A 14,696-nucleotide genomic window follows, 5' to 3' on the forward strand; every position below is an offset into this window, starting at 1 on the left:
TCGGGAGCCCGTTTTCTCATCGGGCGGTCAGGTGGTGGTGGATGCGCGCAGCCGCTCACGATGCAGCAGGTACAGGCCGCTTGCGATGATGATCGCCGCGCCGATCCACGTTACCTTGTCGGGAAGCACGCCCCACAACGTGGCGTCAAGGATGAGGCCCCACAGCAACGCCGTGTATTCCAGCGGGGCGATCAGCGATGCCTCGCCCAGACGGAACGCTTCGGTGATGGCGTACTGGCCCAGCGCGCCGGCAACGCCCACGCCGAGGATCAGCCACGCGTCGGTGCTGCGCAGCGGCACCCATTCCGGCCACGCGATGGCGCCGGCGCCCACGGCCATCATCGCCAGCAGCCACACCATCATTGCCTGCGTGCTGTCGGTACGCGCGAGCACGCGCACGGTGATTGCACTCACCGCATAGCCCAGTGCAGCCACCAGTACCGCGATGCCAGCGAGACTGAGTACGCCTTCGCCGGTGGGTCGTAACACCACGACCACCCCGGCCAGTCCGATGCCGATGGCTATCCAGCGGCGCGGCCCCACGTACTCGCCCAGGAACGGCACCGACAGTGCGGTGATCAGCAATGGCGCCACGAAGAAGATCGAGTACGCGGTGGAAAGGGGCATGCGGCGCAACGCGTAGGCAAACGCAGCCATCATCACCACACCGAGTACGCCCCGCAGCAGGTGGAGGGACCAGCGCACGCGCAACAGGGTGCCGGGCCCCGCCGTGGCCAGTGCCCACGCCACCACGAAGGGCAGCGACGCGGCACCGCGCAACGCGGCCACCTGGAACGGCGGGTAATGTCCGGCCAGCCCCTTCAGCCCTGCGTCCATCAGCGAGAACAGTGCAACCGCCAGCAGCATGGCCAGCACCGCACGCGACTGCCGCGAAGCGCCCAGGTTCATGCAGTGACACACGGTTGGCGGCGCAAGGTGTAACCCGGACGGGGCATGCGGACTTCCTAAAACGGGTGAGCCTGGATTATCGGGCGTTTGTCGGCTGCCTGCCGAGCCGCGGATTTGCGTTGGAAACAGGTAACCGGGCGGTCAAACCGCGCCGCAGGAGTTTCCCCCATGGCTTTCAACAAAGTGCTGGCGGCCGCGTGGCTGGCCGCGGGGCTGGCCGGATGCGCGCAGGGGCGCGACCCCGCGGGTGGGCACGCCAGCGGGCAGGAGGTGCCTCGAGCGCCCGTCGCCACGCTGGGGCCGGACGACGGTTTGCCCTTCACCACGACACCTGGAAAGGGGGAGGAACAGGCACCGGCCGCCAACCCCGGATCGCTGCCACCTGCCGCGAAGGCCGCGAATGCGGTTGATGACCCTGGGACCGTGCAACCTGCAGGCCGCTAGCGCGATGGGCGTCGCGTCACGGCAAAGGCTCGAAATGAAAACGGCGGCCTGAGGCCGCCGTTGGATCACAGGGAACTTCTCTGCGGATCAGAAGCCCGTGCTGAGGTTGAGGCCCACGCCCCAGTCAGGGCTGCCATCAGTGAGTCCCTTCACGGCGTAGAACTGCAGCTTGCTGCTATCACCTGTCGGGAAGGCGACGAACCCCGTCACTTCACTGCGGTCGTCGGCATCTTCCGTGGCGGCCTGGCGGAAGTCGTACATGGCGCCGACGCTGGCGGTGCCGGCCTTCCACGCCGCGCCGAAATTGGCGTTGATCACGCTGCCGACGTCGATGTAATCCGAGTCGCCCAGACGGGTGTAGCCCGCGCCGCCAAACAGCAGGGTACCGTTGAAGTCGCGGTACAGGTCCACGGCCACGCCGTAGTCGTTGGCGCCGGTACCCAGGCCCTTGTCCTCGTCGGCAGTAGCGACCTTGAGGTTGGCAGTCAGGTCCACGCCCAGCGGACCGCCGGTGTCCAGCGCGTAGGTGCCACTCAGGCGCAGGTCACCGATGCCGCTCGCGGTGCCCGACGCCGGCTGCTCGGGTTCGAGGATGCCGCCGCGGCCCCGGCCATTGGGGTTGGTGTTGACCACGCTGCCCAGACCTGGCACCACGTTCGGGTCACCGTCCACGCGCATCCACGGCAGGCTGGCCTTCCATGTCCAGTTGCCGCTGGTGTACTTGGCGGTTACCGGCACCGAGAAGATCGTCGTGGTGGTATCGGTGCCGTAGTCACCGCTGCTGTAGTCAGCGCCAATGCCGAGGTTGAAACCGTCCTCGGCATGGGCGGCGCCGGCGGCCAGGCACAGGGCGAGCAAGAAGGCGGAACGCTTCATTCGAACTCCAGGTCGTAATCAAGAAAAGCGGGCGCCAAATCTGGCGCCCGCCTTGTGGTCATCGCGTCAACGCTTACGGGCGGCCGCCGCGTTCCGGCTTCGTCGGGCGCTCCGGGCGTTCCGGACGCTGGGCGCGTTCCGGACGGGTCGGGCGCTCGACCTTGGCCACGCGCTCGGCACGCTCGACTTTGGCCTTGGCGGCGCGGTCACCACCGGCGACAGCCTTGTCGCTGCGATTACCAGCGCTCATCACCGAGCCGAGGTTGAAGCCCAATTCCTTGGCGATCTTGCCCCAGCCCATGCCATCGGCACGCATCGCGAGAACGCCACCGGTGGTGGTCGTGGTGGTGGTGCCATCTGCGTTGGTCACCGTGGTGGTGGTGCCGGTCAGCGCCGACTGCAGGTCGGTGTACTCGCCGGCAGCGACCAGCTTCTCCGCAATGGCGAGGGTGATGTTGACCTCGCCGTAGCCCATGGGGCCGTTCGGGTTGACCACGGTGCGCTCCACGGTGGAGGTGGTGGTCGTGGTGGTGCCGTCCGAATTGGTGGTGGTGGTGGTGACCTGCTCGGTGTAGGTGAAATCGCCACCGGTGCGCAGCGCGTTGATGGTGGCATCGGCGGTGGCTTCGTCGGCGAACAGGCCGCTGGCGACGTAGCGGTCGGCGATCTTGCCGGCCGGCACGGTGGCGGTGGCGACGACTTCGGCGTCGCTGCCGGCGTCCTGGGCAAACGCCGGGGCGGTGGTGAACATGGCCGCGAGGAGCGCGGCGGACAGCATCAGCATCTTCGGATTCGCATTCATTGCGTTATTCCTGTTGTCTGGCGGTGATGGATCGGGGCCGTCGGGGGTTCACGGCTGGGGCTGATCCTATGCCCGGGGCAGTGAAGGAAAATCCACATTCAGTCTCGCATTCAGCGAAGGTTTCGATGAATCGATCGCAGGCGTGACAGCGACCACAGTTCAGCAGGATGAACAGCGCACGCGACGCCGAACCCAGGTTCGGTTACCCTGCCCACCCCGTCACGTTTTGCGATCGCCATGCCTTCGTTCGACATCGTTTCCGAAGTGGACTCACACGAACTGACCAACGCCGTGGACCAGGCCAACCGCGAGTTGGGCACCCGGTTCGACTTCAAGGGCGTGGATGCGAAGTTCGTGCTGGAGGACAAGCTGATCACCCAGTCGGCGCCGAGTGATTTCCAGCTCAAGCAGATGGACGACATCCTGCGCGCGCGGCTGATCGCGCGTGGCATCGATGCACGCTGCCTGGAGTTCGGCGACATCGAGGCCAACCTGGCCGGGGCTCGGCAGAAGATCACCGTGAAACAGGGCATCGAGCGCGAGCTGGCGAAGAAGATCCAGGCCGCGATCAAGGACGCCAAGCTGAAGGTGGAAACGCAGATCAACGGCGACAAGCTGCGCGTGACCGGCAAGAAGCGCGATGACCTGCAGGCCACCATGGCATTGCTGCGCGGAAAGGAATTCGAGCGACCGCTGCAGTTCGAGAATTTCCGCGACTGAACCTGTACGGGCAGTGCGGCGATGCCGCGATCTTCCGGATGAACCCGATGCGCGTTGACTCAGCTGATGGACGGCCAGGGCCCGACCCGATTGCCGAAACCAGGCGCTGGTTGGAGCGGGCGGTCATCGGGCTCAACCTGTGTCCGTTCGCCAAGGCGGTGTACGGGAGGCAGCAGGTGCGCTTCGTGCTCAGCGAAGCCGTCACGCGCGAGGCATTGCTGGCGCAGCTCGTCGAAGAACTGGCGCTGCTGCGCGACTGCGACCCGGAGCAGGTGGACACCACGCTGATCGTGCACCCGGGCGTGCTTCGGGATTTCCTCGATTACAACGACTTCCTCGAAGACGCCGACGCGGCTATCGAGTCGCTCGACCTGCAGGGCGAACTGCAGGTGGCGAGCTTCCATCCTGACTACCGCTTCGCCGGCACGGCCGATGACGACATCGGCAACTTCACCAACCGCTCGCCGTACCCCACGCTGCACCTGCTTCGCGAGGCAAGCATCGACCGTGCAGTGGCGGCGTTTCCGGACCCCGACGTGATCGTCGAGCGCAATCTCCGCACGCTCGACGCCTTGGGACACGCGGGCTGGCGCAGGCTGTTCGAGGGCTGAGTCCCAAACGGCAGTGAGGGCTTGCCCGCCAAATGGCGGCCAGGGCTTCAACCTCGCCCGGCGAACAGCGACTGCAGATCGGGGGCGTCCAGCGCGCGCCACTGCCCCGATGGCAGGTCCCCCAATGACAGGCCACCAATGCGGCTGCGGTGCAGCGTCTCCACGTGGTTGCCGACGGCCGCGAACATCCGCCGCACCTGGTGGTAGCGACCCTCGGTAAGGGTCAAGCGCGCGTGACGCGAATCGAGCACCTCGAGCACGGCCGGCGCCAGGGGGGTGGTCTCCGACTCCAGCATCAGCGTGCCGCTGGCGAATACCTCGGCTTCGTCACCGCGCAGGTCGTGTGCCAGCGTGGCTTCGTACACCTTGGGCAGGTGCGCCTTGGGCGAGACGATGCGGTGCAGCAACTGGCCGTCATCCGTCATCAGCAACAGGCCGCTGGTGTGGCGGTCAAGGCGGCCGACGCTGGACAGCTGCGGCGAACGATGGCGAAAGCGCGTTGGCAGCAGGTCGTAGATCAGCCGGCCCACATCCTTGGTTGAACAGGTGTAGCCAACCGGCTTGTTGAGCATCAGCGCCAGGCCCGCGGGCGGGTCGAGGGGCTTGCCGTCGATGTGGATCGCCTCGTGGCCGACCTTGTCGTCGGCGTAGAGGACTTCGCCGGTGGCGTCGGTGATCCGGCCCTCGCGGAACATCAACGTGACGTCCTTGCGGCTGCCGTAGCCGAGGTTGGCGATGTGCTTGACCAGTTTCATGCGGATTCCTCAGCGGCCACGAACGGCTTCGAATACCTTGAAGCCGCCGCGCGTGGCCACCACGCGCACCTCGCCGAAATGCTCCTGCAGCACCGCTTCATAGGGCAGGTGACGGTTGGCGACCAGCCACAGGCGACCACCCAGGCGCATCGCCGCGGCGGCGGCGGCGATGAAGCGGCGGCCGATATCCGGGCGATCCGCGCGGCCCTGCGCGTGGAATGGCGGATTGGTGATGATCACGTCGTACTTTGCCGGCAGGCCGGTGGTGACGTCGTGCCAATGGAAGCGCAGCGTGGCGCGGTCGGCGTGTGATTGCAGGTTGCGGCGGGCGAGATCGAGGGCGCGAGCCTCGGCCTCGTACAGGTCGAGCGCAGCGATGCGCGGGCAACGCGCGAGCAGTTCAACGCCGAGGTAGCCGACGCCCGCGCCGAGGTCCGCAGCTTGGCCGGCCAGGTCCGGCGGCAAGTGCTCGACGAGCAGGGCGGACGCGGGGTCGATACGATCCCAGGCGAACACGCCGGGACGGCTGAGCAGGCGGCCGCCCGCGATGGGGCGGATATGGTCGAGGTGGCGCCACGCCGCGGCAAGGTCACGTGCCTCGGCCCGTTCCGGGTGCGCTGAAGGTGCATCGGCAGCAGCACCGCCGGGAGCGGCTGCTTGCACCGGTTCGCCGCGGGGCGCGGTCCAGAACACGCGGCACTTGTTCTTGGTCAGCGTGGCCACCGGGCCGGCAATCCTGCGCAGGTCGTCCTCGGCGGACTTGGCGCCTTCATTGTTGGCCACGCAGGCCACAACCCGGCCACCGGGAGCGCACAGGTCGAGCGCGCGGGCCATCAGTGCGCGCGATTCCTCGCGCTGGCGCGTGGGCAGCAGCAACACCAGCGGATAGCGGCGCGACGTGGCGCCTGCAGGTCCCGTGGCGTCGGTATCCGCATCGGCATCGGCAAGCGCGCCGTCGTTGCAGACCGTCAGCCCCGAGCGCTGCAGCGCATCGGCCTCGGGCTTGAAGGTCTGCTCGCAGACGAGGCCCGCCGTAGGGTGGCGATGCAGCGGCCAGCCATCGCGCGCGCGCAGGAACAGCACGCCCTCGGCGGGCCAGGCCAGGCGGCCCTCGGCGAACGGCAGGAACAGGGTTTCGAGCGCGGGATCGGCGTCAGCGGCCATGGCGCGGGCAATGCGGATACATCGGCCTATTCTACCTGCCCGCCATCGCCGGCCATGGATCCTCAGTTGTCCAGTTCGCGCAGCGTCACCGAGGGCGGCGCATCCAGCACCCGCCGCGTGGCGAACAGGCCCGCCAGCAGCGCCGCGACCACGCCGGCGGCACCGCCCACCGCGGCCATGCCCCAGTCCGCCTGCCACGGCAAGTCGAACACGCGAGTGGCGACCACCCCCGACAGCACCGAGGCCGCGATCGCCGCGACCAATCCGGCAAGCAACCCGATCGCGGCGAACTCGGAGGCTTGTGCCAGGCGCAACTGGCGCCGACTGCCGCCGAGCACGCGCATCACCCCGCCTTCGAGCAGGCGCTCGTCCTGGCTGGCGCTGACCGCGGCCATCAGCACCAGCAGGCCGGCAGCCAGCGAGAAATAGAACACCACTTCGACCACGGTGGAGACCTGGTCGGCGGTGCTGCGCACCTGGTTGAGCACCGCGTCGACGTCGATGACCGTGAGGTTGGGGAAGGCTCGCACCAGGTCCGCGGTGAAGCGGTCGGCCCCGGCGGGAACGTGCACCGCCGTGATGTGGCTGGCCGGATAGCCATCGAGCGCGCCCGGCGAGACGATGACGAAGAAGTTGGGGCGGAAGCTTTCCCAGTCCACCCGGCGCAGGCTGGTGATGGTCGCCTCGAATGGCTGGCCGGCAATGTCGAAGGCGATGCGGTCGCCCAGCTTCCAGCCCAGCGTCTGCGCGAACTTCTCCTCCACCGAAGCCTCGGGCGTGGCGGGCGCGCGCGCTCCCCAGAACCTGCCGGCCGTGACCGCGTTGTCGTCGCGCAGGGCATTGGCGACGGACAGGTTGAACTCGCGCTCGGCCATTCGCTGCGCGCGGTCGCCCTCGCTGGCGTAGTCGGCGCCGGTGACCGGCTTGCCGTTGCGGGCGACCAGCCGCGCGCGGATCATCGGATACAGCACCGGTGCGGCCAGGCCCTGTTGGGCAACGAACGCACGCACCGGCGCGAGCTGGTCATCCTGTACGTTGATGATGAAGCGGTTGGGGGCGTTGGCCTGCAATGACAGCTGCCAGCGGTCGAGCAGGTCGGTGCGGACGAAGGTGAGCAGCAGCAGCGCCATCAGGCCCAGGCCGAGCGCCGATACCTGCGCCACGCTGGTGCCGGCGCGGCGACTGACATTGGCGAGGCCATAGCGCAGGCTGCCACGCAGCCGCGAGCGCACGCGCCGGACGACAATGACCATGAGCCACGCGAGCAGCGCGAGTACGGCCAGCGTGGCGGCGATGCCGGCAAGCATCGACAGCGCCAGGGTGGCCGAACCGGCTTTCCACCACAGCAGGCCGCCGAGCGCGGCGAAGGCGAGCATGCCCACCGCCCATGCGCTGGGCTCGACCGCATCCAGGTCGCGGCGGAGTACACGCAGCGCCGGCACCCGGCGCAGGGCCAGCACCGGCGGCGCGCCGAACGCAAGCAGAACCACGAGCCCCACGCCATAACCCTGCAACGCCGGCAGCCAGCCGGCCGCGGGGATGGACAGCTTCAATGCCTGCGCGAGCCACTGCCCCACCGCCCACTGCAGACCAAAGGCGAGCGCCACGCCCACCGTGCACGCCACCAAGCCCAGCAGCAGCAACTCGCCCACGTGCACGCCCACCAACGTGCGTTGGCTGGCGCCGAGGCAACGCATCACCGCACTGCCCGACAGATGGCGCTCGCTATGGCGACGCGCGGCCATCGCCACCGCGACGGCGGCCAGCACCACCGACACCAGCGCGGCCAGCCCGAGGAAGCGGCCGGCGCGGTCCAGGGCGGAGCGGATTTCCGGCCGCGCGTCCTGGATGGTTTCCAGGCGCTGGCCGCGGCCAAGCGCGGGTCGCACCTGCCGGACGAAACGCTCCACGGCGGTGGCGTCGCCGGCCACCACCAGGCGATGACGGATGCGGCTGCCCTCCTGTACCAGCCCGGTAGCGGGCAGGTCGGCCAGGTTGAGGAACACCTTGGGTGCGACGTCGAAGTAGTCCAGCGCCGCGTCCGGTTCCTGGGCCACCAGCGCCACCAGCTTCAGCGAGGATTCGCCCACCAGCAGGGTGTCGCCCAGGCGCGCGCCCAGCCGGTCCGCCCCCGCGCGGCTGATCCACGCGGTGCCTCGGGCGGGAATGCCGGTGGCGTCGTGCACGTCAGTCCGCGCCGCCGTGGTGACGCGGTAGCTGCCACGCAAGGGATAGCCCTCGCCCAGCGCGCGCAGGTCGCCCAGGTGCAGGCGCTCGCCATCGGCACTGGCCACGCGGATCATGGTGTTGAGTTCACGGGTCTCGGTGTGACGCAGGCCGGGCGCGCCGAGCGCCCGCCGGATGTCGCCGCCGACCGCTTCGTCGGCGCGGACCACGGCATCGCCGCCCAGCAGGCGGTTGGCCTCCATCGCCAATGCGCGCTCGGCGCGGTCGGTGATGAAACCGACCGAGGTGACCGCAAGCACCGCCAGCACCAGCGCGGCGAACAGGATGCGCACATCGCCGGCGGCGACGTCGCGGCGCAACTGGCGCCAGGCGAGGGAGAGCACTTTCATCGTCGGCTCAGCCCTGCACCAGCCGACCCGCGTCGAGCCGCAGCTGCCGGCCGCAGCGCGAGGCCAGGTGGTCGTCGTGGGTGACCAGCACCAGGGTGGTGCCGGCCTCGGCGTTGAGCGCGAACAGCAGTTCGATCACGGCCTGTCCGGTCTGGGTGTCGAGGTTGCCGGTGGGTTCATCCGCGAACAGCAGCGATGGCCGCGTGACGAAGGCGCGGGCCAGTGCCACGCGCTGCTGCTCGCCGCCGGACAGTTGCCGCGGGTAGTGGTCGAGGCGCGCGCCAAGGCCCACCTTTTCCAGGATGGCCCGGGCCGGGGTTTCCACGTCCGCATCGCCGCGCAGCTCCAGCGGCAGCATCACGTTCTCAAGCGCGGTTAGCGACGGCAGGAGCTGGAAGCTCTGGAACACGAAGCCGACCTTTTCCCCGCGGACGCGCGCGCGGCCGTCCTCGTCCAGCGTCGACAACGCGTCGCCATCCAGCGTCACCGTGCCACTGCTGGGCACGTCCAGCCCGGCCATCAGCGACAGCAGGGTGCTCTTGCCGGAACCGGAGGCGCCAACGATGGCGACGGTCTCGCCTTGCGCAATGGAGAACCCGACACCATCCAGGATGGTGAGTTCGCCGGACGGCAGCGTCACCCGCTTCCCCAGCCCCGCCACGCGCAGGGCGTGGGCACTTTGCACTGCGGTGGGCTCTGCTTCAGCGAGGGATGCGATGCTGTCGGCCATGATCTGTCCTGGTATTGCCCCGCCTGGCGCCCTTGGCGCCACCACGAGGAGAATGTGAAACCGATGCGTGCGACGACCCTGCAAACCATGCCATCACCCGCCCATGCCTCCCGATATGCGGGGTGGCGGCGGCAGGTTCAATGTGCCATCGGTTGGGTGGTGGTGCTGCTGGCGACTGCCATGCCCGCCTGGGCGCAGGCGGCAAAGCCGCTCGCCGCGTCGCCCGCCGCCGCACCGGCCCGCACCGTGCTGGTCATGGGCGACTCGCTATCGGCCGGCTACGGCATGGCCGCGTCGCAAGGCTGGGTGGCGCTGACCGCGGACCGCATCGCGCAACAGAAACCGGGTTGGCGCGTGGTCAATGCCAGCATCAGCGGCGAGACCACCTCGGGGGGTGCGACGCGCATCGCCGCCGAACTCAAGCGCACGCGTCCGGCCGTCGTGGTGATTGCCCTGGGTGCCAACGACGGCCTGCGTGGCCTGCCGCTGGATCAGACCCGGGGCAACCTCGACCGGATGATCCGCGCCGCCAAGGGCGCCAAGGCGCGGGTGCTGCTGGTGGGCATGCGCATGCCGCCCAACCTGGGCAAGGCCTACACCGATGGCTTCACCGCCAACTACGCGGCATTGGCGAAGGCGCATGGCGTGACCCTGCTGCCGTTCCTGCTGGAGCCGATCGCACTCGACCGCCGCGCCTACCAGGCCGACAACCTGCACCCCACCGCCGCCGCGCAGCCCCGGTTGCGTGACCACGTGTGGAAGGCATTGGCGCCGTTGTTGCGTTGATGGGCTGACCTGCCGTTGCCCTGGGTTGCGACGACGCGACCGCGGCACGGCGGCGGCGGCGGCGCGACGGAAACGGCCGCCCACCCGGTCAGGCGTGCAGCGGGGCCTCGCTGCGCAGAACCTGGCCCAGCATCCACGTGGTCCCCGTGCAGGCCACCAGCACCAGGCCCCAGCGCAGCAGCTCGCCGGCGGGCAGCGGCAGCACGGCGGCCACCGCGGGCCACCACGTCGCACCGTACATCGCGCCGATCACCAGCGCCGCCGCCACCATCACGCCCACCAGCAGGCGCAGCAACAGCCGCTCCACCCGGTCGTCGGTCGCGGCCACCGCGGTGGCACGCGCGGCCACCGTGCGGGCGAAGTCATACGGCACCGGGTCCAGGGGCGGATGGCGCAAGGCGCGGCTGATCAACCGGTATTCGGCCAAGCGCGGGTCGTCCGCCGCCACCGGCATGCCCGCGCGTTCGTCGCGCAGCGCCTGCTCCTGCACCCGCCATTCGGCGTCGCGGCGGTGGGCATCGGTCGCGATGCTGTCATGCGGTCCAGTGTTCATGCGCTGACTCCCAGGTGGTCCTGCAGCCGTTCGCGCAGTTTCGCGCGGCTGCGGAACAGGTGGCTCTTGATGGTGCCTTCGGCCAGGCCGGTGATTGATGCGATCTCGCCGATGGGCACTTCATCCAGGTGATACAGGGTAAGGATCGTGCGTTGCAGCGGTGGCAGTGCCTCGATCGCCGCGTGCAGGCGGCCGACCACTTGCTCGTCGGCACTGGCTGCCTCCAGGTCGAAGCGGTCGGCCACCCGGTCCAGCAAGCTGGCGCCATCCTCATCGTCGATGGCATCGACCAGTGGAATGCGCTTGCGCTCCAGGTGGCGTTTGGCCATCGAGTACGCCACCTGGCCAATCCACGCCTTGAGCGGACTCTCCTGGCGGTACTGGTGCAGGTAGCGGTGCACGCGCAGGAAGGTTTCCTGGCACAGCTCGCGCGTGTCCTCCGGGTGTCGAACCATGCGCTGGATGATGTGCCAGCACAGGCCCTGGTACTCGCGGACCAGACGTTCGAAAGCACCCGGGGTGTTGGCCAGCACCGCTTCCACCAAATCGCGATCCGCAGTCGACGCCGCAGCCTGCCCGGCCGCGCTCGCGTCCGCGGCAGGCAGGTCGGTATGGCGGTCCACGGTGTCCGGCATCAGGTCCATCCCCCCTTGGATACCGCCAGGGCCAGAACGGTTGCAGGCGATTGTGCACCCGCGCTCCGTTGGGGCGAAGCACCCCTCGCCAACCCCGGCCCGCACATGCAGGGGGCACACGGCACCTGCAGCACTGCAACCGCAGCCCGGGTCGACGTATCTACTGCCTCGAACCCACCCATTTCCGTTGCCAATCCGAGGCCACCGCCATGAACAACCTGGAAGTCCTGATCCCGATCACCCTGTTCATCTGCATCGTGTACGCGATCAAGGTGGTGGTCGACGCACGAACCCGCGCCAAGCTCATCGCCAACAACGCGTCCGAGGAGCTGATGCAGGCGCTGCTGGCCGGCGAGGAGCACAATCGCCGCCACGGCTCGCTGCGCTGGGGCATCGTGCTGACCGCGCTTGCCATCGGCTTCTTCGTGATCGAAGCCGCCGGCTGGACCGAAGTCACCCCGGGCGTGGTCGGCGTGCTGCTGGCGGTCACCGGCCTGGGCAACCTCGGCTTCTACCTGACCGCGCGCAAATTGCGTTGAGCCGGGCCCTCCCCGGATGAACACGGCCCGCCCTTCCGGCGGGCCTTTTTCATGGTCTGTCAACGGGTTCCGCCGCGCGCCGCATGGGGCCACAATCGGCCTCTTTCCGCAGTATCGGCACCACGACGCAATGCCCGAGATTTCCCCGAAGCTGGCCCAGCAGATCGCACGCACCATCGCCACCGAGATCGGTGCGCAACCCGCCCAGGCACTGGCCGCCATCGCCCTGCTCGACGAAGGCGCCACCGTCCCGTTCATCGCGCGCTACCGCAAGGAAGTCACTGGCGGCCTGGACGACACCCAATTGCGCAACCTGGAGACGCGCCTGGTGTACCTGCGCGAACTGGAGGACCGCCGCGCCGCGGTGCTGGCCAGCATCGACGAACAGGGCAAGCTGACCGACGAGTTGCGCGCCGAGATCGAGGGCGCCGACACCAAGTCGCGCCTGGAAGACCTGTACCTGCCGTACAAGCCCAAGCGCCGCACCAAGGCGCAGATCGCGCGCGAGGCCGGGCTGGAGCCGCTCGCCGACAGCCTGCTGGCCGATCCATCGCAAGATCCGCAGGTGGTCGCGGCGCAGTTCATCGATACCGACAAGGGCGTGGCGGACGCCAAGGCCGCCCTGGACGGCGCCCGCGCGATCCTGATGGAGCGCTGGGGCGAGGACGCCGCGCTGGTCGGCGAACTGCGCACCTGGCTCAACGAAGTCGGCGTGATCCGCGCCCGCGTGGCCGAGGGCAAGGAGAACGAAGGCGCCAAATACCGCGACTACTTCGACCACGCCGAGTCGCTGGCGAAGATCCCTTCGCACCGTATGTTGGCGCTGTTCCGTGCGCGCCGCGAGGAAGTGCTGTTCCTCGACCTGGATCCGGGCAGCGACGCCGAGGCCGGCCACCTGCAGGCCGAAGGCCGTGTCGCGTTCCACGCCGGCATCAAGGCGCAGGGCCGCCCTGCCGACAAATGGCTGCTCGACAGCTGCCGCCTGACCTGGAAGGCCAAGCTGCACCTGCACCTGCTGCTCGATCTGTTCAACCAGGCGCGCGAGAAGGCCGAGGCCGAGGCGATCACCGTGTTCGGCGACAACCTCAAGGACCTGCTGCTGGCCGCTCCGGCCGGGCCGAAGGCCGTGCTGGGCCTGGACCCGGGCCTACGCACCGGCGTCAAGGTTGCCGTGGTCGACACCACCGGCAAACTGGTCGACACCGCCACCATTTACCCGCACGAACCCAAGCGGCAGTGGGACCAGTCGTTGCACGTGCTGCGCGCGCTGTGCAGCAAGCACGGCGTGGAACTGATCGCCATCGGCAACGGCACCGCCAGCCGCGAAACCGACAAGCTGGCCGGCGACCTGATCAAGCTTGCGCCCGAATTGAAGATGCAGAAGGTCGTGGTCAGCGAGGCCGGTGCCTCGGTGTACTCGGCCTCGGAGTTCGCGGCGAAGGAATTCCCGGGGCTGGACGTGTCGCTGCGTGGCGCGGTGTCGATCGCGCGCCGCCTACAGGACCCGTTGGCCGAACTGGTGAAGATCGAGCCCAAGGCGATTGGCGTGGGCCAGTACCAGCACGACGTCGACCAGTTTCGCCTGGCGCGGGCGCTGGACGCGCGCGTGGAGGACTGCGTGAACGCGGTCGGCGTTGATGTGAACACCGCCTCGGCGGCGCTGCTGACGCGCGTATCGGGCCTGTCGTCCGCGGTGGCCGAGAACATCGTCGTCTACCGCGATGCCAACGGCGCGTTCAAGTCGCGCAAGGAACTGCTCAAGGTGCCCCGTCTGGGCGACAAGACCTTCGAGCAGTGCGCGGGCTTCCTGCGCATTGCGGGTGGCGAGCAGCCGCTGGATGCCTCGTCGGTGCACCCGGAGGCCTACCCGGTGGTGGAGCGCATCCTCAAGCAGTGCGGGCGCGAGGTGAAGCAGGTCATCGGCGACGCATCACTGCTGCGCGGGCTCAGGCCCGAGCAGTTCACTGACGAGAAGTTCGGCGTGCCCACCGTGCGCGACATCCTCAGGGAACTGGAAAAGCCCGGCCGCGACCCGCGCCCCGAGTTCAAGGCGGCGCGCTTCGCCGACGGGGTTGAGGACATCAAGGACCTGCAGGTCGGGATGGTGCTGGAAGGCGTGGTCAGTAACGTGGCGGCATTCGGCGCGTTCGTCGACATCGGCGTGCACCAGGACGGGCTGATCCACATCTCCGCGCTGTCGGACAAGTACGTCAAGGACCCCCGTGACGTGGTCAAGGCCGGCGACATCGTCAAGGTCAAGGTGATCGAGGTCGACATCCCGCGCAAGCGCATCGCCCTCACCCGCCGACTGGACGATGCGACGCCGGCACCGCGGGAAGCACGTGGCAATGACCGCGAGGCGCGCGGTGCTCGTGATGCCGCCCCGCGCGGGGGTGGCCGTGACAGCCATCGCGGCAACGCACCGCGCGCGCAATCGGCACCGCCAGCCAACAATGCGCTGGCGGCCGCCTTTGCCAAGGCCAAGCAGGGCGGTTGAATGGCCACCTGGCGCCATCGCCACCCGAGGCGTGCTGCGCCAGACGCACGCGCCTGGCCGGGCTCGCACACGCCGCAATGGGTGGATCATTGGCAAGGC

Annotated in this window: 14 protein-coding genes and 1 pseudogene; 6 read left to right on the forward strand and 9 right to left on the reverse strand. The window is 68.8% G+C overall.

Features of this window, described 5'->3' with window-relative positions; genetic code table 11:
* Positions 1-20: 20 nt before the first annotated feature.
* Positions 21-909, reverse strand: a pseudogene (locus AC3ARF_RS13055) (DMT family transporter); the annotation flags it as partial.
* Between the two features lie 168 nt (positions 910-1,077).
* On the opposite strand from AC3ARF_RS13055, the gene AC3ARF_RS13060 reads away from it, so the two are divergent.
* Positions 1,078-1,353 (forward strand): hypothetical protein, encoded by a 276-nt coding sequence (locus AC3ARF_RS13060; protein ID WP_498928586.1) that lies wholly within the window; start codon positions 1,078-1,080, stop codon positions 1,351-1,353.
* A gap of 87 nt (positions 1,354-1,440) precedes the next feature.
* Here AC3ARF_RS13060 and AC3ARF_RS13065 read toward each other — a convergent pair whose 3' ends face one another.
* Both AC3ARF_RS13065 and AC3ARF_RS13070 read right to left on the reverse strand, forming a co-directional pair.
* Positions 1,441-2,229, reverse strand: a complete 789-nt coding sequence (locus tag AC3ARF_RS13065; RefSeq protein ID WP_498928587.1) for a transporter family protein — start codon at positions 2,227-2,229, stop codon at positions 1,441-1,443.
* A 73-nt stretch (positions 2,230-2,302) separates the two neighbouring features.
* On the reverse strand, positions 2,303-3,031 hold the full coding sequence (locus tag AC3ARF_RS13070; protein ID WP_498928589.1) for a hypothetical protein: 729 nt from the start codon (positions 3,029-3,031) through the stop codon (positions 2,303-2,305).
* A gap of 237 nt (positions 3,032-3,268) precedes the next feature.
* Between AC3ARF_RS13070 and AC3ARF_RS13075 the strand changes: the two genes are divergently transcribed.
* Together AC3ARF_RS13075 and AC3ARF_RS13080 are read left to right on the forward strand one after the other, a co-directional pair.
* A complete protein-coding gene (locus tag AC3ARF_RS13075; RefSeq protein WP_498928591.1) occupies positions 3,269-3,751 on the forward strand; it encodes a YajQ family cyclic di-GMP-binding protein in 483 nt (160 codons plus the stop codon).
* 47 nt (positions 3,752-3,798) lie between these two features.
* Positions 3,799-4,362, forward strand: coding sequence for a DUF1415 domain-containing protein (locus AC3ARF_RS13080; RefSeq protein WP_498928593.1), 564 nt, complete (start codon positions 3,799-3,801; stop codon positions 4,360-4,362).
* A 47-nt stretch (positions 4,363-4,409) separates the two neighbouring features.
* Here AC3ARF_RS13080 and AC3ARF_RS13085 read toward each other — a convergent pair whose 3' ends face one another.
* From AC3ARF_RS13085 to AC3ARF_RS13100, 4 genes are all read right to left on the reverse strand, one after another.
* Positions 4,410-5,117: a pseudouridine synthase gene (locus tag AC3ARF_RS13085; RefSeq protein WP_498928595.1), complete on the reverse strand. Its 708-nt coding sequence runs from the start codon at positions 5,115-5,117 to the stop codon at positions 4,410-4,412.
* Positions 5,118-5,126: 9 nt separating this feature from the next.
* A complete protein-coding gene (locus AC3ARF_RS13090) occupies positions 5,127-6,281 on the reverse strand; it encodes a class I SAM-dependent methyltransferase (protein ID WP_498928597.1) in 1,155 nt (384 codons plus the stop codon).
* Between the two features lie 62 nt (positions 6,282-6,343).
* The gene (locus AC3ARF_RS13095) at positions 6,344-8,857 is read right to left on the reverse strand and encodes an ABC transporter permease (RefSeq protein ID WP_498928599.1); all 2,514 of its coding nucleotides are present in this window, start codon (positions 8,855-8,857) and stop codon (positions 6,344-6,346) included.
* 7 nt (positions 8,858-8,864) lie between these two features.
* Entirely contained in the window at positions 8,865-9,587 is a 723-nt protein-coding gene (locus AC3ARF_RS13100; RefSeq protein WP_498928601.1) for an ABC transporter ATP-binding protein, read from the reverse strand.
* Between the two features lie 87 nt (positions 9,588-9,674).
* Here AC3ARF_RS13100 and AC3ARF_RS13105 point away from each other — a divergent pair, with 87 nt between their 5' ends.
* Entirely contained in the window at positions 9,675-10,373 is a 699-nt protein-coding gene (locus AC3ARF_RS13105; protein WP_498928603.1) for an arylesterase, read from the forward strand.
* Between the two features lie 88 nt (positions 10,374-10,461).
* Here the strand turns inward: AC3ARF_RS13105 and AC3ARF_RS13110 are convergent, their stop codons facing one another.
* Positions 10,462-10,926: a hypothetical protein gene (locus tag AC3ARF_RS13110; RefSeq protein WP_498928605.1), complete on the reverse strand. Its 465-nt coding sequence runs from the start codon at positions 10,924-10,926 to the stop codon at positions 10,462-10,464.
* Positions 10,923-11,570 (reverse strand): RNA polymerase sigma factor, encoded by a 648-nt coding sequence (locus AC3ARF_RS13115; RefSeq protein WP_498928607.1) that lies wholly within the window; start codon positions 11,568-11,570, stop codon positions 10,923-10,925. The genes AC3ARF_RS13110 and AC3ARF_RS13115 overlap by 4 nt, the downstream gene beginning before the upstream one ends.
* Positions 11,571-11,770: 200 nt before the next feature.
* Here AC3ARF_RS13115 and AC3ARF_RS13120 point away from each other — a divergent pair, with 200 nt between their 5' ends.
* On the forward strand, positions 11,771-12,100 hold the full coding sequence (locus AC3ARF_RS13120; protein ID WP_498928609.1) for a DUF6249 domain-containing protein: 330 nt from the start codon (positions 11,771-11,773) through the stop codon (positions 12,098-12,100).
* Between the two features lie 130 nt (positions 12,101-12,230).
* Positions 12,231-14,597, forward strand: a complete 2,367-nt coding sequence (locus AC3ARF_RS13125) for a Tex family protein (protein WP_498928611.1) — start codon at positions 12,231-12,233, stop codon at positions 14,595-14,597.
* Positions 14,598-14,696: the final 99 nt, after the last annotated feature.

It is taken from the genome of Lysobacter sp. KACC 24251 (genome assembly GCF_057747755.1).

Coding starts and splice junctions, on each gene's coding strand:
- AC3ARF_RS13095 (WP_498928599.1), bottom strand. CDS start 8,857: ATGAAAGTGCTCTCCCTCGCCTGGCGCCAGTTGCGCCGCGACGTCGCC.
- AC3ARF_RS13080 (WP_498928593.1), top strand. CDS start 3,799: ATGCGCGTTGACTCAGCTGATGGACGGCCAGGGCCCGACCCGATTGCC.
- AC3ARF_RS13065 (WP_498928587.1), bottom strand. CDS start 2,229: ATGAAGCGTTCCGCCTTCTTGCTCGCCCTGTGCCTGGCCGCCGGCGCC.
- AC3ARF_RS13110 (WP_498928605.1), bottom strand. CDS start 10,926: ATGAACACTGGACCGCATGACAGCATCGCGACCGATGCCCACCGCCGC.
- AC3ARF_RS13060 (WP_498928586.1), top strand. CDS start 1,078: ATGGCTTTCAACAAAGTGCTGGCGGCCGCGTGGCTGGCCGCGGGGCTG.
- AC3ARF_RS13105 (WP_498928603.1), top strand. CDS start 9,675: ATGCCATCACCCGCCCATGCCTCCCGATATGCGGGGTGGCGGCGGCAG.
- AC3ARF_RS13070 (WP_498928589.1), bottom strand. CDS start 3,031: ATGAATGCGAATCCGAAGATGCTGATGCTGTCCGCCGCGCTCCTCGCG.
- AC3ARF_RS13120 (WP_498928609.1), top strand. CDS start 11,771: ATGAACAACCTGGAAGTCCTGATCCCGATCACCCTGTTCATCTGCATC.
- AC3ARF_RS13125 (WP_498928611.1), top strand. CDS start 12,231: ATGCCCGAGATTTCCCCGAAGCTGGCCCAGCAGATCGCACGCACCATC.
- AC3ARF_RS13115 (WP_498928607.1), bottom strand. CDS start 11,570: ATGGACCTGATGCCGGACACCGTGGACCGCCATACCGACCTGCCTGCC.
- AC3ARF_RS13085 (WP_498928595.1), bottom strand. CDS start 5,117: ATGAAACTGGTCAAGCACATCGCCAACCTCGGCTACGGCAGCCGCAAG.
- AC3ARF_RS13075 (WP_498928591.1), top strand. CDS start 3,269: ATGCCTTCGTTCGACATCGTTTCCGAAGTGGACTCACACGAACTGACC.
- AC3ARF_RS13090 (WP_498928597.1), bottom strand. CDS start 6,281: ATGGCCGCTGACGCCGATCCCGCGCTCGAAACCCTGTTCCTGCCGTTC.
- AC3ARF_RS13100 (WP_498928601.1), bottom strand. CDS start 9,587: ATGGCCGACAGCATCGCATCCCTCGCTGAAGCAGAGCCCACCGCAGTG.